General features: G+C 50.4%; 22 protein-coding genes. 10 read left to right on the top strand and 12 right to left on the bottom strand.

The window, feature by feature from the left end:
* Positions 1–63 precede the first annotated feature (63 nt).
* From xni to queF, 5 genes are all read right to left on the bottom strand, one after another.
* The gene (gene xni / locus BZG23_RS13920) at positions 64–855 is read right to left on the bottom strand and encodes a flap endonuclease Xni (RefSeq protein ID WP_108743745.1); all 792 of its coding nucleotides are present in this window, start codon (positions 853–855) and stop codon (positions 64–66) included.
* A 116-nt stretch (positions 856–971) separates the two neighbouring features.
* On the bottom strand, positions 972–2,327 hold the full coding sequence (gene ppnN / locus BZG23_RS13915) for a nucleotide 5'-monophosphate nucleosidase PpnN (RefSeq protein WP_077607288.1): 1,356 nt from the start codon (positions 2,325–2,327) through the stop codon (positions 972–974).
* 119 nt (positions 2,328–2,446) lie between these two features.
* Positions 2,447–4,003, bottom strand: coding sequence for a GGDEF domain-containing protein (locus tag BZG23_RS13910; RefSeq protein ID WP_052708027.1), 1,557 nt, complete (start codon positions 4,001–4,003; stop codon positions 2,447–2,449).
* A gap of 77 nt (positions 4,004–4,080) precedes the next feature.
* Positions 4,081–6,426 (bottom strand): tetratricopeptide repeat-containing diguanylate cyclase, encoded by a 2,346-nt coding sequence (locus BZG23_RS13905; RefSeq protein WP_077607287.1) that lies wholly within the window; start codon positions 6,424–6,426, stop codon positions 4,081–4,083.
* Positions 6,427–6,483: 57 nt separating this feature from the next.
* Positions 6,484–7,332, bottom strand: coding sequence for an NADPH-dependent 7-cyano-7-deazaguanine reductase QueF (gene queF, locus BZG23_RS13900; RefSeq protein WP_046074164.1), 849 nt, complete (start codon positions 7,330–7,332; stop codon positions 6,484–6,486).
* A gap of 63 nt (positions 7,333–7,395) precedes the next feature.
* Here queF and syd point away from each other — a divergent pair, with 63 nt between their 5' ends.
* Positions 7,396–7,944 (top strand): SecY-interacting protein, encoded by a 549-nt coding sequence (gene syd, locus BZG23_RS13895; RefSeq protein ID WP_046074165.1) that lies wholly within the window; start codon positions 7,396–7,398, stop codon positions 7,942–7,944.
* On the top strand, positions 7,941–8,720 hold the full coding sequence (locus tag BZG23_RS13890; protein ID WP_046074166.1) for a Zn-ribbon-containing protein: 780 nt from the start codon (positions 7,941–7,943) through the stop codon (positions 8,718–8,720). The genes syd and BZG23_RS13890 overlap by 4 nt, the downstream gene beginning before the upstream one ends.
* Here BZG23_RS13890 and BZG23_RS13885 read toward each other — a convergent pair.
* From BZG23_RS13885 to BZG23_RS13870, 4 genes are all read right to left on the bottom strand, one after another.
* Positions 8,717–8,995: a hypothetical protein gene (locus BZG23_RS13885; RefSeq protein WP_077578881.1), complete on the bottom strand. Its 279-nt coding sequence runs from the start codon at positions 8,993–8,995 to the stop codon at positions 8,717–8,719. The genes BZG23_RS13890 and BZG23_RS13885 overlap by 4 nt on opposite strands.
* Before the next feature lie 36 nt (positions 8,996–9,031).
* A complete protein-coding gene (locus tag BZG23_RS13880; RefSeq protein WP_046074168.1) occupies positions 9,032–9,265 on the bottom strand; it encodes a DUF2789 domain-containing protein in 234 nt (77 codons plus the stop codon).
* An 876-nt stretch (positions 9,266–10,141) separates the two neighbouring features.
* Complete coding sequence (locus BZG23_RS13875; RefSeq protein ID WP_077578880.1) at positions 10,142–10,465, bottom strand: DUF3301 domain-containing protein; 324 nt, start codon at positions 10,463–10,465, stop codon at positions 10,142–10,144.
* Positions 10,455–11,507, bottom strand: coding sequence for a DUF3549 family protein (locus tag BZG23_RS13870; RefSeq protein WP_077607286.1), 1,053 nt, complete (start codon positions 11,505–11,507; stop codon positions 10,455–10,457). Before BZG23_RS13870 ends, BZG23_RS13875 begins: the two co-directional genes overlap by 11 nt.
* A 139-nt stretch (positions 11,508–11,646) precedes the next feature.
* Here BZG23_RS13870 and BZG23_RS13865 point away from each other — a divergent pair, with 139 nt between their 5' ends.
* A complete protein-coding gene (locus BZG23_RS13865; protein WP_046074171.1) occupies positions 11,647–11,964 on the top strand; it encodes a YqcC family protein in 318 nt (105 codons plus the stop codon).
* A complete protein-coding gene (truC, locus tag BZG23_RS13860; RefSeq protein ID WP_227986324.1) occupies positions 11,961–12,713 on the top strand; it encodes a tRNA pseudouridine(65) synthase TruC in 753 nt (250 codons plus the stop codon). The genes BZG23_RS13865 and truC overlap by 4 nt, the downstream gene beginning before the upstream one ends.
* A 60-nt stretch (positions 12,714–12,773) precedes the next feature.
* On the opposite strand, the gene BZG23_RS13855 is transcribed toward truC, so the two are convergent.
* The 3 genes from BZG23_RS13855 to map all read right to left on the bottom strand — a co-directional run bounded on the left by BZG23_RS13855 (position 12,774) and on the right by map (position 16,696).
* Entirely contained in the window at positions 12,774–13,151 is a 378-nt protein-coding gene (locus BZG23_RS13855) for a DUF3461 family protein (RefSeq protein WP_046074172.1), read from the bottom strand.
* 77 nt (positions 13,152–13,228) lie between these two features.
* Positions 13,229–15,847 (bottom strand): bifunctional uridylyltransferase/uridylyl-removing protein GlnD, encoded by a 2,619-nt coding sequence (gene glnD / locus BZG23_RS13850; RefSeq protein WP_077607285.1) that lies wholly within the window; start codon positions 15,845–15,847, stop codon positions 13,229–13,231.
* A gap of 54 nt (positions 15,848–15,901) precedes the next feature.
* Complete coding sequence (map, locus tag BZG23_RS13845; RefSeq protein WP_077607284.1) at positions 15,902–16,696, bottom strand: type I methionyl aminopeptidase; 795 nt, start codon at positions 16,694–16,696, stop codon at positions 15,902–15,904.
* A gap of 445 nt (positions 16,697–17,141) precedes the next feature.
* Between map and rpsB the strand changes: the two genes are divergently transcribed.
* From rpsB to BZG23_RS13815, 6 genes are all read left to right on the top strand, one after another.
* Complete coding sequence (gene rpsB / locus BZG23_RS13840; protein ID WP_046074175.1) at positions 17,142–17,870, top strand: 30S ribosomal protein S2; 729 nt, start codon at positions 17,142–17,144, stop codon at positions 17,868–17,870.
* 132 nt (positions 17,871–18,002) lie between these two features.
* Positions 18,003–18,845 carry a translation elongation factor Ts gene (gene tsf / locus BZG23_RS13835; protein ID WP_046074176.1) on the top strand — a complete coding sequence of 281 codons (843 nt, stop codon included), beginning with the start codon at positions 18,003–18,005 and terminating at the stop codon, positions 18,843–18,845.
* An 82-nt stretch (positions 18,846–18,927) separates the two neighbouring features.
* The gene (gene pyrH, locus BZG23_RS13830) at positions 18,928–19,656 is read left to right on the top strand and encodes a UMP kinase (protein ID WP_046074177.1); all 729 of its coding nucleotides are present in this window, start codon (positions 18,928–18,930) and stop codon (positions 19,654–19,656) included.
* Between the two features lie 53 nt (positions 19,657–19,709).
* Positions 19,710–20,267 (top strand): ribosome recycling factor, encoded by a 558-nt coding sequence (frr, locus tag BZG23_RS13825; protein ID WP_077607283.1) that lies wholly within the window; start codon positions 19,710–19,712, stop codon positions 20,265–20,267.
* Between the two features lie 75 nt (positions 20,268–20,342).
* The gene (locus BZG23_RS13820) at positions 20,343–21,113 is read left to right on the top strand and encodes an isoprenyl transferase (protein WP_046074179.1); all 771 of its coding nucleotides are present in this window, start codon (positions 20,343–20,345) and stop codon (positions 21,111–21,113) included.
* 15 nt (positions 21,114–21,128) lie between these two features.
* Positions 21,129–21,980, top strand: coding sequence for a phosphatidate cytidylyltransferase (locus tag BZG23_RS13815; protein ID WP_046074180.1), 852 nt, complete (start codon positions 21,129–21,131; stop codon positions 21,978–21,980).
* The last annotated feature ends 11 nt before the right edge of the window (positions 21,981–21,991 follow it).

Raw genomic sequence — 21,991 nt, 5'->3', positions numbered from 1 at the left:
TAGCACCGCATACCGGCTTTATACTTATTCATCACCACTGAATTTCATCACCACTGAATACGGTTACGAGGGTTGGCCCTCAGCGGCAGGTTCAAAACGGATATCTTGTAGGTTAAAGCCGAGTGGGATATCCGTTTTTAGTTGCGCGACCTTTTTGCAACGTTGAGCCAGCTCATAATGACCGTTGAGTTTTTTTTGCCACTTTGGTGCCAGATCCTCAGCAGCGAACACTGCATCGATAGTGGCATAGTCGCTCAGCAAGCTGGCGGCCGTTTTGGGACCGATCCCTGGCACGCCACTGATCTCACTACTGCTGATCCCTGCGAGCCCCCAAAAATCGCAAAGCTGCTCTGGGCGAACTCCGAATTGTGCTTGGACGAAGGCGAGATCTAACCAGCGCTGCTGAAAGTAATCGCGGATCCTGACTGTCGGTTGCAATAGCTGGCAGTAGCCTTTGTCAGTCGATACGATTGTGACATCTTGTCGGCGCTCGGCCACTTTTAAAGCCAGGGTGGCAATCATGTCGTCAGCTTCATCGCCTTGAGAAAGCAACGAGTCGACGCCGTGCTGCCAAAATGCATCTTGAATCGCATCTAACCCTTGCTCGAGTACTGCAGGCATTGGTTTACGGTGTTGTTTGTATGCCGGCAAGATCTCTGCGCGCCAGCCACGATCATTACCCATGTGATCAAAGACAGCAATAATATGGCTCGGCTGGCTATGATTGATGATTTTATTGAGGGTTTTGAGGCAGGCATTCACCGTGGTGTCGATCGCATCGCCTTCAGGCTGAGCCGCGTGGACACGGCGAATGAGGTTCATTGCATCGATAATGACAACATGGAGGTTAGACATAATAAAAACCAGTAATAACGCGCAGCATGAGCCGCGCATTATACCTGTGTTAGTGGCATAACGCAGTGTGCGAGATGCAGGTTATCGACAGCTCGCCGGCTCAGTGCGCCTTCAGGCTAGGAAACAATCTCATAGCACGGCACATAGGCGGTGCCTGGTAGTTTCATCCGTTGTTGGTCGACGAAGCTTTGTAACAGTTTGTCCATTTTTGCCATCAAATACTTGTCCCCATCAATTTTAAATGGGCCGTGTTGCTCGATATTGCGCATCCCCTCGTCTTTAACATTCCCTGCCACAATGCCCGAGAATGCCTGACGTAACGCTGAAGCGAGTAACTCTGGGCGCTGATTCATGTGCAAGTTGAGGTTAGCCATGTTTTCGTGTGTTGGCGCAAAGGGATGTTGGAAGTCCGGCTCGATTTTCAATGACCAATTGTACGAGTAGGCATCGCCGGTGGCTTTGCGATGCTCTTTGACGGCAGGCATGGCATTTTTCATTAATCGTGCGGCTTTGGCTGGATCGTCAATCACGATTTCATAATATTGGGTGGCTTCCTCGCCCAATACATCACGAATAAAGGCATCGATATCGCGAAAGTAATCTTCACTTTCTTTCGGGCCGGTTAACACGATAGGCAAAGGCTGTGAGCGGTTATCAGGGTGCATCATGATGCCAAGAATATACAGCAGCTCTTCCGCTGTCCCTGCGCCACCTGGGAAAATGACAATCCCATGCGCGATACGGACAAATGCCTCTAGGCGCTTTTCAATATCGGGCATGATCACCAGCTCGTTAACCATAGGGTTCGGCGGCTCAGCAGCGATAATAGAGGGCTCGGTTAAGCCAATAAAGCGGCTGTCATACGTGCGCTGCTTGGCATGGCCGATGGCTGCGCCTTTCATTGGCCCCTCCATCGCACCAGGGCCACACCCCGTACAAATATCTAGTTCACGCAGACCAAGTTCATGACCCACTTCACGCGTGTATTGATATTCGATGTCGTTGATTGAATGCCCCCCCCAGCAAACCACTAAATTAGGATCGACTCGCGGACGGAGCGTTTTCGCATTACGCAAGATACCGAATATTAAGTTAGTGATATGCGGTGAGCTATCGAGGTTGAGGGCAGGACTATGCTCGAGCTGCACATTGACGTGAATAATGTCGCGTAGTACCGAGAACATATGCTCTTGAATGCCGCGAATGATCTTACCGTCGACAAAGGCATGATCCGGTGGATTAACCAGCTCGAGTTTGATGCCCCGCTCTCGGCGCAACACGCGAATTTCAAAGTTGGCGTGTTTTTCAAGAAGTGCTTTGGAGCTGTCTGTATGGCTGCCTGAATTTAAAACGGCCAATGAGCAGTTGCGGTATAAACGGTACAGATCACTGCTGGCGCTGGCTTTTAAACGATCGACCTCGATTTGAGAAAGCAGATCCATCGTTCCAATCGGACTAATGTGTGTGATCATAGCGACAACCTCTTACACGCCGACATCCTGTTTAACGCAAGCCAGGCTGTCGAGCGGTGCTATAAAAATCAGTGTGTTAATTAAAAATACACACGCTAGCCACAATTGACCAGTAAAAATTAACACCAGATGATTTGGTTGCGACCACTGTTTTTCGCTTGATAGAGGGCTTGGTCAGCACGCTCTAGCACCGGCGTGGGGGTGTCCTCACCTTGGAAGAGGGTGGCACCAATTGAGACGCTAATTGAAACGCGCTCGTTTTTAAACTTCAACGGGAGTTTGCGAATGGTGTGGCTAATATTGGCCAAAATATCGGTCCGCGTTTCATCATCCGCATCAGGCAGTAAAATGACAAACTCTTCGCCACCAAAGCGGGCAATAAAGTCGGTGTCGCGCAGACATTGGTAGATGCTGCGCGCGATAATTTTCAACGCTTTATCACCGACTTCGTAGCCAAATTGTTGATTCACTTGTTTAAAGTGGTCAAGATCAATGACGGCAAGGCAAAACTCACGCTGGTACTTTTTCCATAACCGGTACTCATGCTCCAAACGATCGTTAAGGGCGGCACGGTTGTAGACGCGGGTCAGCGGGTCTAACAGGCGTTTACGTTCTTGGTCGCCGACGCGACGATGTTGATCGAGGGTTTGCTCTGCTAAGGCGCTAAGTTGGTTCTGATTGTGTGCCAACTGCTCTTCCAAGGCTTGTTCGCGATTTTTGAGCGCTTTGTTTTCTTGCGCGATCACTTTCAGCTCTGCAAGCGCTTGGGTTAATGCGGCTTCTGGGTTGGCTTTTGCCGCGCCTTTCCGTTTGAGTTCGTGTTCAATATCGTTAATGGTGCGGTCGAGGCGCTGATCGACACCTTGATGTGCCAGCCGTAGTTGTGTCGCATGATCATGCGCACGGGTATTTTGTTGGCTTATTGAGACGAGGTCATCATTGACTTGACTGAGAAATTGCTGCGAAGCCCGCCGCTCAGATTGGGTGGCTTCCAGAATCAGCTTGAGTGCCGCCAACGTCAAAGACACCACGGTAGCCGGTGATATATCGGTCAGCAGTTCACGGCGGATTTCAAGCAACTTATCGCCTGCTTGACCGTTGATATCGAGCTCTGTAATCAGGTTTTGTAGTTCATCAGCGACGCGACGTATCTGATCGTTGTCGATGTCTGGTGTTTGTTGGGTGCGGGGCCTAGCAACTTGCAAGGTCACGGCGCGTTCGTAAAGCTGAAGTAACTTAATGAGGTGTTGTGTGCGTTCGGTATCACCGTTCGCCGGTTGCGCTAATAGATCTCGCAAGTCACGTTTCAATTGAGCGGGGAGACCTGTCACTCGCTGTAGTGTTTCACCACTGGTGTGAAATTGCTCATCGAGGTGTGACTGTGCTTTTGCTTGTGTCATGTTTTGATGACCCACCATGCGTTCAATAACGGCTAAACGCGGAAGCAACGCGCTAACATCCTGCGTTGAATACAATACGTCACGGAACTCGGCCAGTTTTTGGTCGACCAAGTTATTTTTACCCGAGCACGTGGCGATAAAGCGCGAAACCAGCCGTTTAAGGCTATGGATTTCTCGACGCGACTTAAGCGCCAGCTCCCGATACGTTGAGGGCGACGCATTATTACCCGCCTGAGCGGGCTGGGCCGACAACGGTGATGGGGTGGACTTAGTCATTTTATCGAGGAAATACCTGATTATATTCGCGTTTTGGCGCCATTGGTAGCGAAAACAGTTTCACTAACTACCTGTAGCTATACCGACTTATTGCTCTGATCATCAATAATTGACGATGGCTTTTTATCAGATTCGTGATCCTTCTGCCAGTTCAATAAGTCGTTCGCTGAAGATTTAACCTTTACCAACCCAGAGTCAATCCCTTTCAAGCAAGCATGACGTAAGTTGGTGTTCACGAAGCTCGCGGCGGGCGCTGTGTTAATCGCGCTAAAGTGTACCCAATGACTTTCTCCGGTCTGTTGCGCGAGATCACTGGCTTGATGGGTAGCCGTTAATAAAATCTCGATTAACTCTTGGTCATTAATCGATGTATACGCGCGCGGTAAAAAAGGGTATTCCGCGAGACCAATGGCGACTTGCGGCGTGAGCGCTGGAGGTTGGTCACCTGCATTCACCGTTTGTGCCTGACAGCTTTGGTAGTGGCTGACAAAGTCTGCGATCAAAGACTGCACAAAATGAGCAAGCGCGTCAGGCTGGGTATCTTGATCCCAATTGGTCTCGATATAAATAAACAAGGTATCAGCGAAATGATATAAGCGGCCAGATTGAGTGACACGCTCGGACAAATAGTCGCCAAGCTGACGCTCGATATCTTGCGCCCTTTGATAGCCGAGACGCAAAAATAACGCTTTTAGAAAGGCTACATCGAACATGGCAAAGCGTAGCCGATCACTGAGTGGCTGGTGGATCATGTCGTTCAGATACCATTGCTCAAAGTTGGCGTTACTTTTTTCCAACGAACGCGGTAACTTGGCATTCAGCATGCGTAAGTTCCTCAGCCCGGTGCGTGGGTGCGTATAAAAGTCATCACGCAGCTCTTCGAGTTCTCCCTGACGCATCACCGCGGCACGATGACGAAGGTAAACAATGGCCACCAACACCCCAAGGCTGCCTAATAGGAAATAGTTGACCTTTTGTAGGTGGAGCTGCTCTTGGTGTGCGCTATCTAGCTGGCGCTGCAATTCATCCATCTGTAGCTGCCGCTCGACCACACGCTGTTGTTGTTTAAAGGTATCGGCTTGTTGCTGTTGCTCTGATTGCGTTTGCTGTGCGCGCAGCTTTTCATAATCACGTTGCATCATCAGAGCCGCTTGATACTTGCCTTGCGATTCCAAGGCTTTGGAGAGGGCGTGATGCGCCATCGTCAGGGTTTTGCGGTCTTTTTCTACCTCTGCTCGCTCCAGTGCGGTGCGAATTTCTTTCTCTGCTTGCTTTGGTTGAGACAGTGCAAGATGAATACGTCCTTGTAACAACATTGCCTGTGTGGTCAGCGGCGAGTTGGGTAGGCTACCGACCAGTCTTAACGCATCTTGAATGTATCTGTCACTGAGCGGGAAATGCTCTAGCTGATAATAAGTGCGAGCGATGGCTAGGTGGACTTGTGCAAGCGGTTGGAGGCGACCGAGTGCTTGCTCAATTTCAAGCGCATTAAAATAATGCACCAAGGCAAAATTATAACGGGCTTGCTGCTCATAAATGGTGGCTAATAGGCGCTGTGACGCTGATAAACGTCGGCTTAATGAGAAGTGCTCAAAAAAGGCAGCGGCTTGGTTCGCGTGCTCAAGGGCTTGATTAAGCACGCCTTGCTGGTTATACAGCTTGGCCAGCTTCATATTGGCACCCGCAATCAATGCCGTGTATTCGTTCTCGCTTGCTATCCAGAAAGCACTGAGTAACTCGGTAAGGGCACTTTCATGTTGCTTTTGGTCGAGTAAAAAGCCGCCCAACGAGAGCTGAAACTCGACTTTATCCCGCAAGTCTTGGGGATCATTGCTAAGCTGGCTTCGCGCATTCTCATAGGCGACAAGCGCGGTTTCACTGTCTGCGGTCGCCGCGAGAATATTGGCACGCAGTAAAGCGCTTTTAAAGCGGCTTGCTTGGCCGTTTAAGCTGTTTTCCGGCAAGGTTTCAATCGCTTTTTGGGCGGCATCGAGTGTCGCTAAGGCGCGCGTCGAGTCGCGATCAAGGTGCCAGATAAGAGAGGCCTCGGTCAGTAAAACTTGCACTTGTACGTGTTTTAAGTCGTATTCATCGACCACTTGATACGCTTTTTGTAGCGCGGCTTTAGCCTCTATGGGTTGATCGAGATACGCATAGGCTCGGGCACTGATCAAATAGGCATACACGGTATGCAATGGCGTGCGAATCGAGCGATCCGTGTCGTTATTGACGTGTGAGCGGTTGGCACCTGTGGTTAGGCGGCGTTGGGCTAAAAACCGATTGCTGATTTCCAACGATTGCGCTGGAGAGGTCTCGAGAAGCTTTTCGGCATTGGTTAGCACAGGTGAGGAGTGGATAGCGGCAAACGCCGTTATCGACGTTAACCAAAAAAGCAGGCCTACGAGTAGTCGGCTGATGCGCATGCGCCATCCTCTAAATAAAGCGATGAGAGAAAGGCTGCCCGCAGGCAGCCTGTGGTGTTATTGTCTTGCCAAACGGTTGTTTTCGCTTGGTGTTTTACCCATGTTCGTACGGTATGGATTAATATCTAAACCACCGCGACGCGTGTAACGGGCATAAACGGTGAGCTTTTCTGGCTGGCAAAAACGCATGATATCCATAAAAATGCGCTCCACACATTGCTCATGAAACTCATTGTGCTCACGAAATGACACCAAGTAGCGAAGCAGCTTCTCACGGTTTATCTTGTTGCCTTTATAGGCGATTCTCACCGAGCCCCAGTCTGGCTGATTGGTAATCAGGCAATTTGATTTGAGTAAATGGCTGTGAAGGGTCTCAGACACAACCGCGCCTTGAGCGGCACCGTCGAGCCAGTCTGGGTTAAATGTGTAGTCATCGATGCTGATATCTTGGTGATCGATGCATTCACCCGCTAGGCCAGCGATGGTTTCTCCCTCTAACTCACTGAGCGGTGATAAGGTGACATCCACCTCTTCGCCCGCACAGGCGGATAAATCGGTTTGCAATGCGTTAGCTACCTGTTGCCAGTTATCAAAGCGGGTTTGATTAAAGCTATTGAGGTAAAGCTTAAATGATTTTGACTCGATCAAGTTGGGGCTAGAGGCCGGTAGACGGACTTCGCCAATCGCGACCTGGGGCAAACCATTTTTGTTGAGCCATGACAGCTCATACAAGGTCCAGGTGTCGTAACCGGTAAAGGGCATCGGCGCATTATCTAGTCCGATGGCCTGACGATTTAGCGCGCGAGGGACGGCACGTAGTTGTGACGGATCGTACTGGGTTGGATAATCTGTTTTTTCGCCAAGTGATAAATTGGCGAGGGCATCGGCATCTTGATAATTGCTCATACGGATCTGCTATTGATTCAAGTAGAATGGGTAAAGTTTACTGAATCTTGCTATAGGTTGCGAATGGAGAACACAGTACATCGTGCCCTTTGGGCGCTAACACAGAATTATATGGCGGTATGGCAGAGTCATTATCAACATTTACCCTGTACAGATGCCTACATTGGCTTGCCATCTCCCTGTGTTGTGAGCGAAAACGATCACCAACTACAATGGCAACCGGTCAAGCGCGACGCTTTGGCCGACTTTGCCAATGTAGAACAAGCAATCGCGTTGCGTTTGCATAGCGATATTAAAGATTTTTACAACGCATTTTATTGTGCAGATTTATCGGTTCGTTATCAGGGGGAGTCGATAAGCTTGCTTCAGGTATGGAGTGATGATGACTTGGCGCGCTTACAAGAAAATATCTTGGGGCATCTGATGATGCAGCGTCAGCGCAAGCTTACGCCGAGTGTCTTTATTGCGACCACAGCCGATGAAATGGTGATCATTGCAATTGATAACATGAGCGGAGAAGTGATCAGAGAAACCCTTAATAAAGGGACGCGTGATGTGATTGCCCCCAACCTGGAAACATTTCTCGCGGCATTAGAGGTTGATGTGGCATGATTCTCACGGAACTGACCTTTGAGTGCTTTGATAATACCACCGTTAGTGCGGTCGACCGTACTATCAACGGCCTCATGGATGCATTACGTTATAATGGCCAGGTGCTTGGACGCGAGTTTCCGATCTTGATGCAAGAGGGCCAGTTTCAGCTTCGTGTTGTCTGCCCAGATGAAGACGCCTTGCACCCACGCTTTCACAGCCCACAAGTGAAACGGGCCTTACAGCAGCTAGCCGATGCGTGCTTAACCCAACCGAAAGTGCGTGTGCTGGGGCGCGATTTGAACTCAGAACAAGCCGCTCCAAGTGTCTCACCGACCTGGCAAGTGCTCTACACCACCTTTGTTCACACGTGTTCGCCGCTGCGTTGTGGCGATACCCTGCTCCCCATCCCGCTTTATCGCTTACCCGCCACCTTTAACGGTGATCACAAAGCGGTCATCAAATGGCAAACAGAATGGCAAGCCTGTGATGAATTACAAATGGCCGGTGCCAGCGATGCCGAATTTGCAGGCTTGAATGAAATTGGGTGTCCCAATACGCGCTTATTTCAGCGCGGTTGGGATTTACGTGGGCGGATAGAGTACTTAACAGGCACGCCGACTTACTACTATCAATATCGCGTTGGCGGTAAAGATAAAGAGAGTGAGCTTCATCGCCCATGCCCTCAGTGTGGCGAGCCTTGGCGGCTTGAGGCCCCGTTACACGATATCTTTCTGTTTAAATGCGACCGTTGCCGGCTAGTATCCAACCTTTCTTGGGACTTTAAACTGGCTTAGCGGCTTGAATACTGGGCTTCTAGCGTCGCTAATCGCTCGCTTAACTCGGCCACGTGTTGTTCGAGCTGGCTGATACGCTCAGCATCAGATAGCTTGATGTCATCGACGGGTATCTCGGGTAGCGGTGTATTGGTCTTCGCGCTCTTCACCGCTTGAATAATCAAGGGGAGGGGGACTTGCGTTGTCAATTGGGCTTTCACCTTTGCCACGGTGACGGTTTGCCCTTTTGCGTCGAGCACCTTGAGTGCTCGCGCCAGCTCAGCTTGATAGCTCATCAGTTAATCCTAGCGACAGAACAGGAGAGAGAAAGATTAGGGCTTTCTCAGCAGCGCATCAAGCATATCAACCTGTTCCGCCCAATCCGCGTCTTCCTTTATGGCTTCATCAATAAACGCCCGTTGTGCCGCGTTCCAAAATGGGGCATCGACCAGTGTTTGCCCTTCAACCAAACAGTGGCTGGATAGGAAGTGCTCAATTGAGGCCTTATCGGTTGCTAAGCCCAGCTGCTCAAACAGGTGCTGTAAGTCGTGTTGAAAGGTTTCCATTGTCCCTCCTGGCTGCTCGATACGCGTCTATACTCACTATAGTAGCAGCCTCCGCCCCATGTTGTGATGAAAGCGGTGCCTGTGAGCATAGGACAATGCATAGAAAAGATCCCTGCTCCGTGTGAGATATCTCTTACAAGAGCGTGGGATAAAAGCAGAATCTTGCTACGAAAATTGACCCCCTTGTTTTTATTTTTTCTTCTATTACATGTGCTTACTGTTTATTCTTTGGTTTAAGATAAAAAATGAGAGATTGAGCAGGTGAGAATGGCTTGTACCAAACGCTCAGTCGCGTAATCTTATCGGTGTCGGAAGGGAACTGACACAGGGAACAGGAATCACCAAGGACTTGGTACCTCAGGATGAGGCAGTACTTCAGGAAGAAGCGCTGGCATGGATTGCAAAAAGGACAACGGATGGAGCCGTTCTCTACAAGCAGGAAGCTTGTACGTCAGGAAGACTTAGGACAACCCAGGATGGGGGCTTAAGGACTACTTCAGGACGAAGTCATGGACACCTCCAGGATGGAGAGCTTATCGAAAACGGGAATTTCGGTTTGTCAGGATGACGAAAGGACACCTCCAAGACGGAGAGACATGGAACGACGCTGAAGGATTCGGCGACTGATCAAGGAATGATGCAGGGAGCACCTTTTAGTAGCAGGATGGCTGCAAGTAAAACTCTAGGGCGCGGCGCAAGCTGCGCCCTTTCCTTTTTTCTGGCCGGTTAAACCGACACCGGTGACTCCCTGTCACGCACCGTTAGCACTAACCTTGCGTGTGCACCATACTTCTAATCTAGTACAGCTTTTCACGTCGCGCGAATAATTATCCCCGCCTTTTTAGTATCAACATGGTTGGCGTTGTCGGGTGACATCTAACCGTCGGTTTGGCCTGCTCTTGGCATCGCATGAACCGGTGTGTCTATAGCCTTTAATCTTAACCCTCGAAGCTGAGCGTGACCGATATAATGATCATCCCCGGTGGCAGAAAACTCGAACCAGTATTGAGTGAGCCATTGCCACCCTTGCTCAGTTCTCCGTATGGTGTGACGGCCTCGTGCGATAGACAATAATTGCAACTCCATCCGCTGGCAGTATTGGCGAATGTACTGGTGCGCTTGCTCGGATTGTCGCCGCTGTTGCCAGAACAGTAAAGCGGCGACAACAACCAAGAGAATGGTCAATAGATCAGTGATCATGGTGGGTTTGCTTCACCGCTTGCTGCATGCGTGCCATTGCTTGAGTCAGGGCGGGTGATGTATGGCCATGTAAACGACCCAATAGCGCGCCACGAAGGGGAGGTAACATCACCAGATCCGCATAAATCTGTTGAAATAACGTCGCATCGTGCTGATCGGCGAGAGTAATCAAAAAGCGATCCAGAGCAGCACCATCGGTCAAGTGATGCCAGCAGCGACCGGCTATCGCGACAAAAATCTCGCGATGGTGTAATTCAGCGCGATCAAGTACCGCATCAATCAGTTGATGCCGAGTGGCTGATGGGGCGCCCGCATGTGCGCGGATTAATGCGCTGACCAAAAAAATATCAACCTCTTGCGTCTGACACATTTGCTGAAACATATCGCGCAAGCTTGCCGCGAGTTTGTCATTGATTTGGCAGTGCTCCAAGCACCCGAGAAGGGCGTACAATGGTGTGGTCGGTAGATGATTGAGCGCTTTGCGGACGCGAGTGGCATTGTTTTGCTCGGCCATGCGTACACAGGTATCAGCGAGCCCTTGTAGGCCCACCCCTTGCCAATTATCCCAGCCAAGCTCGCCATTTAAATAATGCTGTGCATGATCATAATACTGGCTAGCTGGCCGGCCCAGTTGATAGGTCAATGTGGCATGAAACATCGCCATTTTGTCGTCGGTGGGCGTAAACGTATAGGGGTTATTGGCCAGTTTCTCACGCTGCTCTTTATTCGGTGTGGCGGTTAAGCGCTCTCCCATGGCCGCGCTGACATACTGTAAAAAGTCTCCCATCGCGGTGTGATTGAGGAGGCCGCGTTCATCGAGAGGCATTTTTAAGAACCATACCCAAGGAGCGCCGCCTGGCGGCCAAAAGGCGATAGCCATATGCGCGTGTTGACGCAAGGGGTAAGGGTAAGGTTGTTGATTGGCCTCAACCGCACGAAAGGCCGTTTCATCCAGTTGACAAACACGACGGCCTAGGTCGTAAATACTGAATTGACAACCGGCGTGGTCGAATAGGGCGCTGAGGGCGTGAACCGTTTCCATGATGTCCGCTCTTAGTTATCGCTTGATGCGCGCGAGTATATCAGTTTTTCCCGGCTAGATGCTTGTCTTGTTGATGTTGTCTTTGTCGGGATCATGCTATGCTTCGCGGTTTCTAATTTGAGTAATGATGGGATTGTCAATGACACTTTACCAACAGTGTGAGCAACTTCTGGATGAGCTTGAGCAAGTGTTAGATGCGTGTGACCTGCTCCAGTCCGAGCCACCATCACCTAAACGACTGGCCAGCCGCGAACCGTTTGCGGTGGATACGCTTGATTGCCATGAGTGGTTACAGTGGATATTTATACCCAAAATGCGTGCCTTGGTGGTTGCTCGCCAGCCGTTGCCAAGAAATTTTGAAATCGCCCCCTATGTGGAAGAAGCGATGAAAGAGCAGCAAGGGGCGACGGCGGTGGTCAAAGTGACTTATCGTATTGATGCGCTTTTAACCCAATGATGAGTGAACAACCGTTATCCATTTTATACCGCGATGAGTCATTGGTTGTGGTGAACAAGCCTGCAGGGATGCTGGTCCATCGTTCGTGGCTGGATAAAGGGGAAACGCGTTTTGTTATGCAGACACTAAGGGATCAGATTGGTCAGCATGTTTACCCTTTACACCGACTCGATAAACCGACGTCTGGTGTGTTGGTGTTTGCGCTGTCGAGCGAGGTGGCGTCCTTGATGATGCCTCAGTTTGCGCAAGGGCAGATTAAAAAAGCCTACTATGCGGTGGTCAGAGGCTGGATCACAGAAGCCAGTCGACTCGATTACCCACTGGTGGAAGAACAAGACAAAATAGCAGATAAAAAGGCGAGCCAGCCGCCCACGGCCAAACCGGCCGTGACGGATTATCAACCGCTGGCATCGGTGGAGCTGCCTATCGCAACAGGACGGTATGCGACCAGCCGCTATAGCCTCGTGGCGATGCAGCCGCAAACGGGAAGAAAACACCAATTGCGTCGCCACATGCATCACCTCAGTCATCCGATTATTGGCGATACTACGCATGGCGACGGAAGGCACAATCGTGTTTTCCGCGAGCATTTTCACTGCCATCAGCTTTTACTTCATGCCAATGAGATGCAGTTTATCCATCCCGTTAGCGCTGAGACGGTCAAGGTACAGGCGCCGCTCGATACCACGTGGCAGCGTGTCCTGTCGGCATTGGAGTGGGATGTGCCTTGCACAACCTCCTTGGCGTAAACAGCCCGCTGCAGCCCGCACCTTGCAGGCCGCACCTTGCAGGCCGCACCAATATACGTGTTAGAGCTTATCTAGCTCGGCTTCGATTTCGGCAATCTTACTGGCGACCACTTTTTCCAGATGACGGAGATCGGTGAGTACTTTTTGCTTCACGTCTTGTTCGGTGTGCTCGTGCTGAACGATACGATCCAGTTCATCGATCACCAGAGACAAGCTGCGGTTGATCTCAGTGACCTCTCGAGAGCGTCCGGTGCCACTGTCGACAACCACATTTTTCCGCTGGCGTGGATACTTAAATTTCATGCTTCGCGCAAAAAGGTCGCCCTTTTGCTTGCTGAAGTACACTTTGAGCGTGTCATAACTGGCTTCTTGACGCAGAGAATAACGCTCAATCTTTTCCGGATGTTCAATACCGATATTTTTCAACTGCTGATACATAGCCACCTCATGGTTGAATGTTTTCTCTATTAAGCGACGAACTCACCGCCGCTTAGCATAGTTGATGGGGGTGCTTGTTACTTGGCGCGAGCGAGCGCTTTCTCCAGTGCCGCTTTTAACTGTTCCTGATGCTCGGAAGTTAATGCTTGGTTCTCTGCGTCGGTGACGATAAAAAAGTCTTCGGCGCGCTCGCCAATGGTGGTGATTTTAGCGGCATGGACACTGACATTTTGGCGCGCAAAGACGGCCCCGACCCGAGCCAGTAGTCCAGGTGTGTCGAGTGCTACTAGCTCCATCAATGTGCGACGACCGTTTTTCGTGGGTAAGAAAAGTACCTGGGTTTTAACCGAAAAATGCTGAAGTTTTTGCGGTGCTCGCCGTTTGGGGATAGTCATTGTCCCGGTTTCTCCGAGCGCCTTGCTGACCCCTTTGATAATGCTCGGGTGACGGTCAAGAGGAATGGCATCGTCATTTTGGTCTAGCACCATAAAGGTATCGAGGGCGTGACCATCTTTACTGGTCATCACTTGTGCATCATGGACGCTCAGGTTTTTCTTATCGAGAGCCGCTACCACGCGCGCAAACAAACTGGGCCGGTCTTGGCAGTAAACAAAAATCTCGGTCCCGCCACGGGTTGCTTTTTTACTTACCAGCACCAGTGGGGCGTCGCCGGTGTGATGAAGGAGATGCTCACTGTGCCAAGCAATTTGTTTATGGGTATGGCGCAGAAAGTAGTCCGCCTTGAAACGCTGCCATAACACTTCTATATCCCTCGGGCTATGGCCTTGCTTACGTAACATGGCAGCCGCTAAATGTTTGTTATGACGAATGCGTTCACGCACATCTGGCGGGTTTTCTAAGCCTCGGCGGAGCGCTTTTTGTGTAGAGTAATACAGCTCTGCGATCAGTGTGCGCTTCCAACTGTTCCATAAGTCTGGGTTGGTGGCATTAATGTCTGCGACGGTGAGACAAAGGAGGAGATCCAGTCGTTCTTCGTCGCGCACTTCTTTGGCAAAATCGGTGATAACATCAGGATCGTATATATCGCGGCGCTGTGCGGTGACGGACATCAATAAGTGATTACGGACGAGCCAGCTAACAATATTCGCTTCTGGTTTTGACAAGCCATGCTCTAAACAAAAATCATGCGATTCAATGGCGCCAATTTCGCTATGATCCCCGCCACGTCCCTTGCCAATGTCATGGAAAATGGCTGCAATCGATAAAAGCTCGCGGCGTGCTAAACGGGGGAAGACATCACAACAGATCGGATGGCGGTCTCGGTTGGCCTCGTCATCAAATAAGCGCATATGTTTGAGCAGTCGGATCGTGTGCTCATCAACCGTGTAGACATGGAACAAGTCAAACTGCATCTGCCCAACAATTTGACTCCACTGTGGTAAGTAGGCTGACATCACCCCGTGGCGATGCATTAAGCCAAAGGCCTTGTGCAGCGCATTGGGGTGACGAACCAAGGCCATGAATTTTTCGCGTGCGTCTTCTTGCTGACACAAAAAGTGATTGAGTCGACGTCTTGCTGTACGCAACTGCCGCAGGGTAGGCGCTGCAATCGCTTCAATCGACGTGTCATTGGCAATATGCAGCATCATGTCGAGAATGGTTTCCGGTCGCGCTTGAAATAGCGCGGGTTTGCGCGCTTCGATGGTGCGTCCGCAGCGCTGAAAATCATCACTTAAGACGTCGATTTCTCCAGCGCGACCATTATCGATGATCACTTGATCAAAGATTTGTAGCAGCATTTTGTTGAGCTCACCGACCCGCCCAAGTGTGCGGAAGAAGTCTTTCATCATGGTTTCGACCGCACGATTCCCTTCACCGCGGTAACCGAGTAGTTCCGCGACCGATGTTTGATGCGCGAAGGTGAGGCGATTGTCGTAACGGCGCAGCTCAAGGTGAAGCGCAAAGCGAATTCGCCACAATACATTTTGACACTCATTGAGCTCGCGATATTCCGCGTCGGTTAAAAAGCCAAAATCACTCATCTCTCGTAAGCTGGTGGCACCAAAGTGACGGCGCGCAATCCACGATAAGGTGTGAATATCGCGCAGGCTGCCAGGACTGAGTTTCAAATCAGGCTCAAGCTTGTAGGCGGTGTCATGATAGCGGCGGTGGCGGGCTTTTTGTTCTTCAACTTTGGCTTGATAAAACCGTTCGCTGGGCCAAAAGCTGTCATCATGCACGCGCGTTTCAAGCGCATCAAAAAGCTGCGCGTCACCACATAATAAGCGAGATTCTTGTAAGTTGGTGGCGACAGTCAAATCGTCCAGCCCAACCCGAATGCACTCGTCGACGGTGCGTACACTGTGGCCGACTTCGAGCTTTAAATCCCATAAAAGAGTAAGCAGATCGCTTAAACTTTGTTGCTGGTGAGCATCTAATGGGGCCTGGCAGAGCAGGAGTAAATCGATATCCGACAGAGGGTGCAGTTCGCGCCGACCATATCCCCCCACCGCGACTAAGGCAAGTGAGGTGTGTGCGAACCCAAAGTGATGCCACAAGCGTGCCAGTAAGGCATCCATATAATCGGTGCGCTGGCACACCAATTCCGCCACAGGAACATTGGCCAAAAAGTCCTGTTTTTGCTGTTCAAGCAATTGCTGAAATTGGGCTTTGAGGGTGATGGGGTCGAGCTGATCATCCTCAAGGTGTTGTGGCGTAATCACTGTGTCTGTCATGGCGATCCTTTGCGCAAAAAAAAGCCGGAGCGAAGCCGGCTTTTAAGGGTTGGATTAGTGGTTGATGTAACGCGGGAGGTTTTCTTCCTCTCTCAACGTTAATACCTCGACGCCCGTCTCGGTGACCAGCAGGGTGTGCTCCCACTGGGCCGATTTTTTACCGTCGATGGTGTATACCGTCCAGCCGTCGTCTTCATCGAGCACGGTACCGTATTTACCTGCATTAATCATAGGCTCAATGGTGAAGCACATGCCAGGTTTGAGTACAGTGCGATCATTATTTTTGTAGTGCACCACTTGAGGGTCTTCATGGAAGCTCGCACCAATGCCATGCCCACAGTACTCTTTCACGATAGAGTAGCGTGTATTGCTATTTTTAATGAATTTTTGAATGGCGGTCCCGAGCTCACCCACGGTAGCCCCCGGTTTTACCTTTTTGATCGCGTGATAGAGACTTTCTTGTGTCACACGACAAAGACGTTTGTCTTCCAAAGAGACCTCTCCGACTAAAAACATCTTTGAGGTATCGCCATGGTAGCCATCTTTAATCACGGTCACATCGATATTGACAATATCGCCATCCTGCAACACATCATTATCATTCGGAATGCCGTGACAAATCACGTGGTTAATCGAGGTGCACATTGACTTTGGAAAACCGTGGTAGTCCAAGGTAGCCGGCGTGGTGCCTTGCACTTCAGTCATGTATTGGTGGGCAATGTCATCCAGCTCACGCGTAGTGATACCGGGTTTTACATGGTCGCCAAGCATGACGAGCACGTCGGACGCCAAGCGGCCAGCGACGCGCATTTTTTCAATTTCTTCTTCTGTTTTAATCGGGATTGTCATTTTGCTTTCTCACTTTAATTTGGGTCGCTCAATGATGACGATAAGAACGAGAGCCGGATCTTTTCACGCTCGGTATCATCGAGCACAGCMGCCCAGACCTGCTACGCTTGTCGCAGTGACTGAGGTGATCAGCCGTATGATGTGGCGCTATGGTACCAAGCCATCTGCATTCTGGAAACCAAAAGGGGCAGGATCCCGATGAGATGCAGTGGCAACCACGCTTGACCGAATGCGCAATATTGCTGGATTTTGCTGGTGTTTTTGTGGTATAAAGCGCGCCGAAAACCGTCATTGTGATCAATCTAGCCGAGCTGGGTTTCAGTTTGATGGTCTTCACTCAATACTTTTTATTTTAAATCACACACATATCGACACATTAACCGGGGTGCCCTCAGCGGGTCGGTGAATGGGATATGTGGAGGCCTAACCCCAAGAGGAAATTATCATGGCTACTGTTTCAATGCGCGACATGCTCAAGGCGGGCGTACACTTCGGTCACCAAACTCGTTACTGGAACCCAAAAATGAAGCCTTTCATCTTTGGTTCACGTAACAAGGTGCACATCATCAACCTTGAGAAAACTGTACCAATGTTTAACGATGCTTTGGCTGAACTGTCAAAAATCGGTGAGCGTAAAGGTAAAGTCCTGTTCGTTGGTACTAAGCGCGCAGCAAGCGAAGCGGTAAAAGCGGCAGCAGAAAACTGCGAGCAGTTTTATGTAAGCAACCGTTGGTTGGGCGGCATGCTCACTAACTGGAAAACCGTTCGTACATCTATCAAGCGTCTGAAAGACCTGGAAACTCAGTCTACTGACGGTACGTTTGAGAAGCTGACCAAGAAAGAAGCACTGATGTACACCCGTGAGATGGAAAAGCTCGACAAATCACTGGGTGGTATCAAGAACATGAACGGCCTGCCTGATGCAATGTTCGTTATCGATGCGGATCACGAGCACATTGCCATCAAAGAAGCGAACAACCTGGGTATCCCAGTATTTGCAGTGGTAGATACTAACTCTAACCCAGACGGCGTTGACCACGTCATTCCAGGTAACGATGACGCAATCCGCGCTATCCAGCTTTACCTGAATGCCGCGTCTGACGCTTACAAAGAAGGCCGTAGCCAAGACATCGTTGCGCAAGCAGAAGACGAGCTGGTTGAAGTCGCTGAATAAGACGACAGCTCCTTGTGAGCGTTCTTAGCCATCAGCGTGTCATCTTTCATGCTGTAAGCTAAGTATGGTTAGCAGGGGCCGATTTCGGGCCCCTGTTTTTTACCCAAATAGTTTCGAATCGAGGATTGAACAATGGCAACTGTTACCGCTGCCCTGGTTAAAGAACTTCGCGAGCGCACTGGCGCTGGCATGATGGAATGTAAAAAAGCACTGGTTGAAGCGAACGCAGATATCGAAGTGGCAATCGAGAACATGCGTAAGAGCGGTGCGGCAAAAGCAGCGAAAAAAGCTGGCCGTGTTGCGGCTGAAGGCGTGATCCTAGTGAAAGAAAACGAAGGCAAAGCAGCGATCGTTGAGATCAACTGTGAAACTGACTTCGTTGCAAAAGACGCAAACTTCGCGGAATTTGCTGATCAAGTTGCTGAAACTGCACTGGCTGAAGGCCTTGAAATCGACGCGCTGAAAGAAAAATTTGAACAGCAGCGTGCTGATCTCGTCGCGAAAATCGGTGAAAACATGGATATCCGTCGTGTTTCATTCATCGAAGGCGAGAAAGTGGGTTCTTACCGTCACGGCGGTCGCATCGGTGTTATCGTTGCGGCAAAAGCGGACGAAGAAACCATCAAGCACGTGGCTATGCACATTGCAGCGTCTAAGCCTGACTATGTTAACCCTGAAGATGTACCTGCCGACGTGGTAGAGAAAGAGAAGCAAATTCAGGTTGATATCGCAATGGAATCAGGCAAGCCTGCTGACATCGCAGAGAAAATGGTTGCTGGCCGCATGAAGAAATTCACCGGTGAAATTTCTCTGACGGGTCAAGCATTCGTCATGGACCCATCACAAACTGTGGGCCAAATGCTGAAAGAGAAAGGTGCCGAAGTGACCGACTTCATCCGCTTTGAAGTGGGCGAAGGCATCGAGAAAGAAGAAGTAGACTTTGCTGCAGAAGTTGCTGCGGCACAACAAAGCTAATTTTTCTGACTCAGACCGCGGTGCTCGCCGCGGTCTTCCATAACCTTCTTCCCTAACTAGTGCCTAATAGAAAGGTAGTGAAATGACTACAAATCCTAAGCCAGCTTATCAACGAATTTTACTTAAACTTAGTGGTGAAGCCCTGCAGGGCGATGATGGATTCGGGATTGATCCCGCCGTGCTAGATCGCATGGCGCAAGAAATCAAAGAACTGGTCGAGCTGGGTGTTCAAGTGGGTTTGGTTATCGGCGGCGGTAATCTATTCCGTGGTGCTGGTCTTGCTGAGGCGGGAATGAACCGTGTTGTGGGCGATCACATGGGTATGTTAGCCACCGTGATGAACGGATTGGCAATGCGTGACGCACTTCATCGTGCCTATGTGAACGCGCGAGTGATGTCAGCTATTCCCTTGAATGGCGTGTGTGATAGCTACAATTGGGCAGAAGCGATTAGCCAGCTTCGCAATGGTCGCGTGGTGATATTCTCCGCCGGGACAGGTAACCCTTTCTTCACCACGGATTCGGCGGCGTGCTTACGCGGTATCGAAATTGAATCTGATATCGTGATTAAGGCAACCAAGGTTGATGGTGTTTACAGTGATGATCCAACCAAAAACCCGGATGCAACGCTTTATGACTCGCTGACATATCAAGATGTTTTAGAAAAAGAGTTGAAAGTGATGGATTTGGCCGCATTTACGTTAGCACGCGATCATAAGTTGCCACTTCGTGTCTTTAATATGAACAAGCCAGGTGCATTGCGCCGTGTCGTGATGGGCGAGGCAGAAGGCACTTTGATCACTAACAGCTAAGCCGGTATTGGTGGCATAATCTTACAAACTAATTCAATCGCAAGGATACTCCCGTGATTAATAACATAAAAGACGACGCGAAAGCGCGTATGGATAAAAGTGTAGAGGCGCTAAAACACACGCTAGGTAAATTGCGCACAGGCCGTGCTCACCCCAGTTTACTGGAGGGGATCACTGTCGAGTATTATGGGGCTCCAACGCCACTTAATCAGCTCGCCTCTATCGTGGCTGAAGATGCGCGTACGTTGGCGATCAGCGTATACGACAAGCAAGTGACTCAAGCGGTTGAAAAAGCAATCATGACCTCAGACTTGGGTCTCAACCCAGCCTCTGCCGGCACCGTGATCCGTGTCCCTTTGCCGCCGCTGACCGAAGAGCGTCGTAAAGACATGGTGAAAGTAGTGCGTGCCGAAGGCGAGCAAGGCCGTGTGGCCATTCGTAACATTCGCCGTGACGCTAACAATGAGCTTAAGGCGCTGCTTAAAGACAAAGAAATCTCTGAAGATGACGAACGTCGTGCGCAAGATGATATTCAAAAGTTGACTGACGAAGCAGTCAAGAATGTTGATGCACTTCTTGATGCAAAAGAAAAAGAGTTGATGGAAGTCTAAATCTCATTAGACTTTACCGCCGATGCTAAAGCGCTGTGCGTGCAGTACAGCGCTTTTTATTTGCCAAGGAGAAACATGAGTTCCCAGTCTCTTGATGCGCAGCTCGAATCTGCCGCTTTACCGCAGCACATTGCCGTGATCATGGACGGTAATGGACGCTGGGCCAAGGCACGAGGCAAAGCCCGTGTGTTTGGACATAAAGCGGGTGTGAAAGCGGTGCGTAAAACGGTGAAAGCAGCGTCTGAAATCGGGGTCAAAGCCCTCACCTTGTTTGCATTTAGCAGCGAGAACTGGCGTCGCCCTGAAGACGAAGTGAGTGTATTGATGGAGCTGTTTATCAATGTGCTTTCTCGTGAAGTCAAACGACTCGACAGTCATGGGGTGCAACTACGCATCATCGGTGATACCTCTCGCTTTAGCCCGTCACTGCAAGCCAAAATAGCCGAAGCCGAAGCCCTAACGGCCGACAATGACCGTTTAGTGCTCAATATTGCTGCCAATTATGGTGGGCAGTGGGACATCACTCAGGCAACACGCCGTGTGGCTGAAGAAGTCGCGGCAGGACAGTTGCAGCCCAATGATATTGGTGAACAAGATATTGCGCGCCATCTCATGTTGGCCGACTTGCCGGATGTGGACTTGATGATCCGCACCAGCGGGGAGTGTCGCATTAGTAACTTTATTTTATGGCAAGCCGCTTATGCCGAGCTGTGTTTCACCGAGCAATATTGGCCGGACTTCAACGAACAGAGTTTGTATGATGCTGTGGCTTGGTACGTCAACCGGGAGCGACGGTTTGGTTGCACGGGCGAGCAAATCAAAGCCATGATAACAACGGATAAGTAACCACGAGGAATCAGTTTGCTCAAACAACGAGTTTTAACCGCGGCTTTATTAGTCCCGTTAGTGGTCGCGGGCGTCTTCTACTTACCCTTTCCTGCCTTTGTGGCAGCGATAGCGGTCGTCACGCTTATTGGGCTATGGGAGTGGACGCAATTTGTTTCAGCGTCTTCACGCCTGCTGACTTTTATCATTCCCGCTGCTGCGTTGGCATTGTCTCTGTTTGCTCTCCCTTTTGATGCCATGGCATTGGGGCACGTACGTTTTCCGCCTTTTGCGGTTGCTGCTGCGGGGGCGGCGTGGTGGCTGTTTGCCACCGTTTTAGTGCTCGCGTTCCCGCGCTCGGGTAACTATTGGACTCACAGCAAGCTACTCCGTCTTGTCTTTGGCCTGCTTACTATGCTGCCGTTTATGTGGAGTGTGTTGTTATTGCGGGCGGCGGACTATCAGTTTTCGACCTATTACGGTGCGAAGCTAGTCTTGCTGGTCTTTGTATTGGTGTGGTGCGCCGATAGTGGCGCTTACTTTGCCGGAAAGAAATTTGGCAAACACAAAATGGCGCCGGCGGTAAGCCCTAATAAAACCCTCGAAGGGTTGCTGGGTGGACTTTCCGCAGCGGTCGGTGTGACCTGGCTTGGCGCCCATGTCCTCGAGCTTCATTTTGCCAACCTCGGTATCTTGTTGGCGATTGCAATGGTGACGGCCCTTGCGTCGGTATTGGGGGATCTCGCGGAAAGCATGTTTAAGCGTGTGGCAGGGATTAAAGACAGCGGGAACCTGCTGCCCGGTCACGGCGGCATTCTCGATCGTATTGATAGTCTGACGGCGGCATTCCCTGTTTTTACCGTGTTGTACTTCGCGTTTGCGAATTAAGTGAAACGAGT

Origin of the sequence: Salinivibrio sp. ML290, assembly GCF_001995695.1 — a bacterium.
Lineage (GTDB): Bacteria > Pseudomonadota > Gammaproteobacteria > Enterobacterales > Vibrionaceae > Salinivibrio > Salinivibrio siamensis.
The sequence above is the reverse complement of the archived record's forward strand: the minus strand, read 5'-3'. Positions and strand labels throughout refer to the sequence as shown.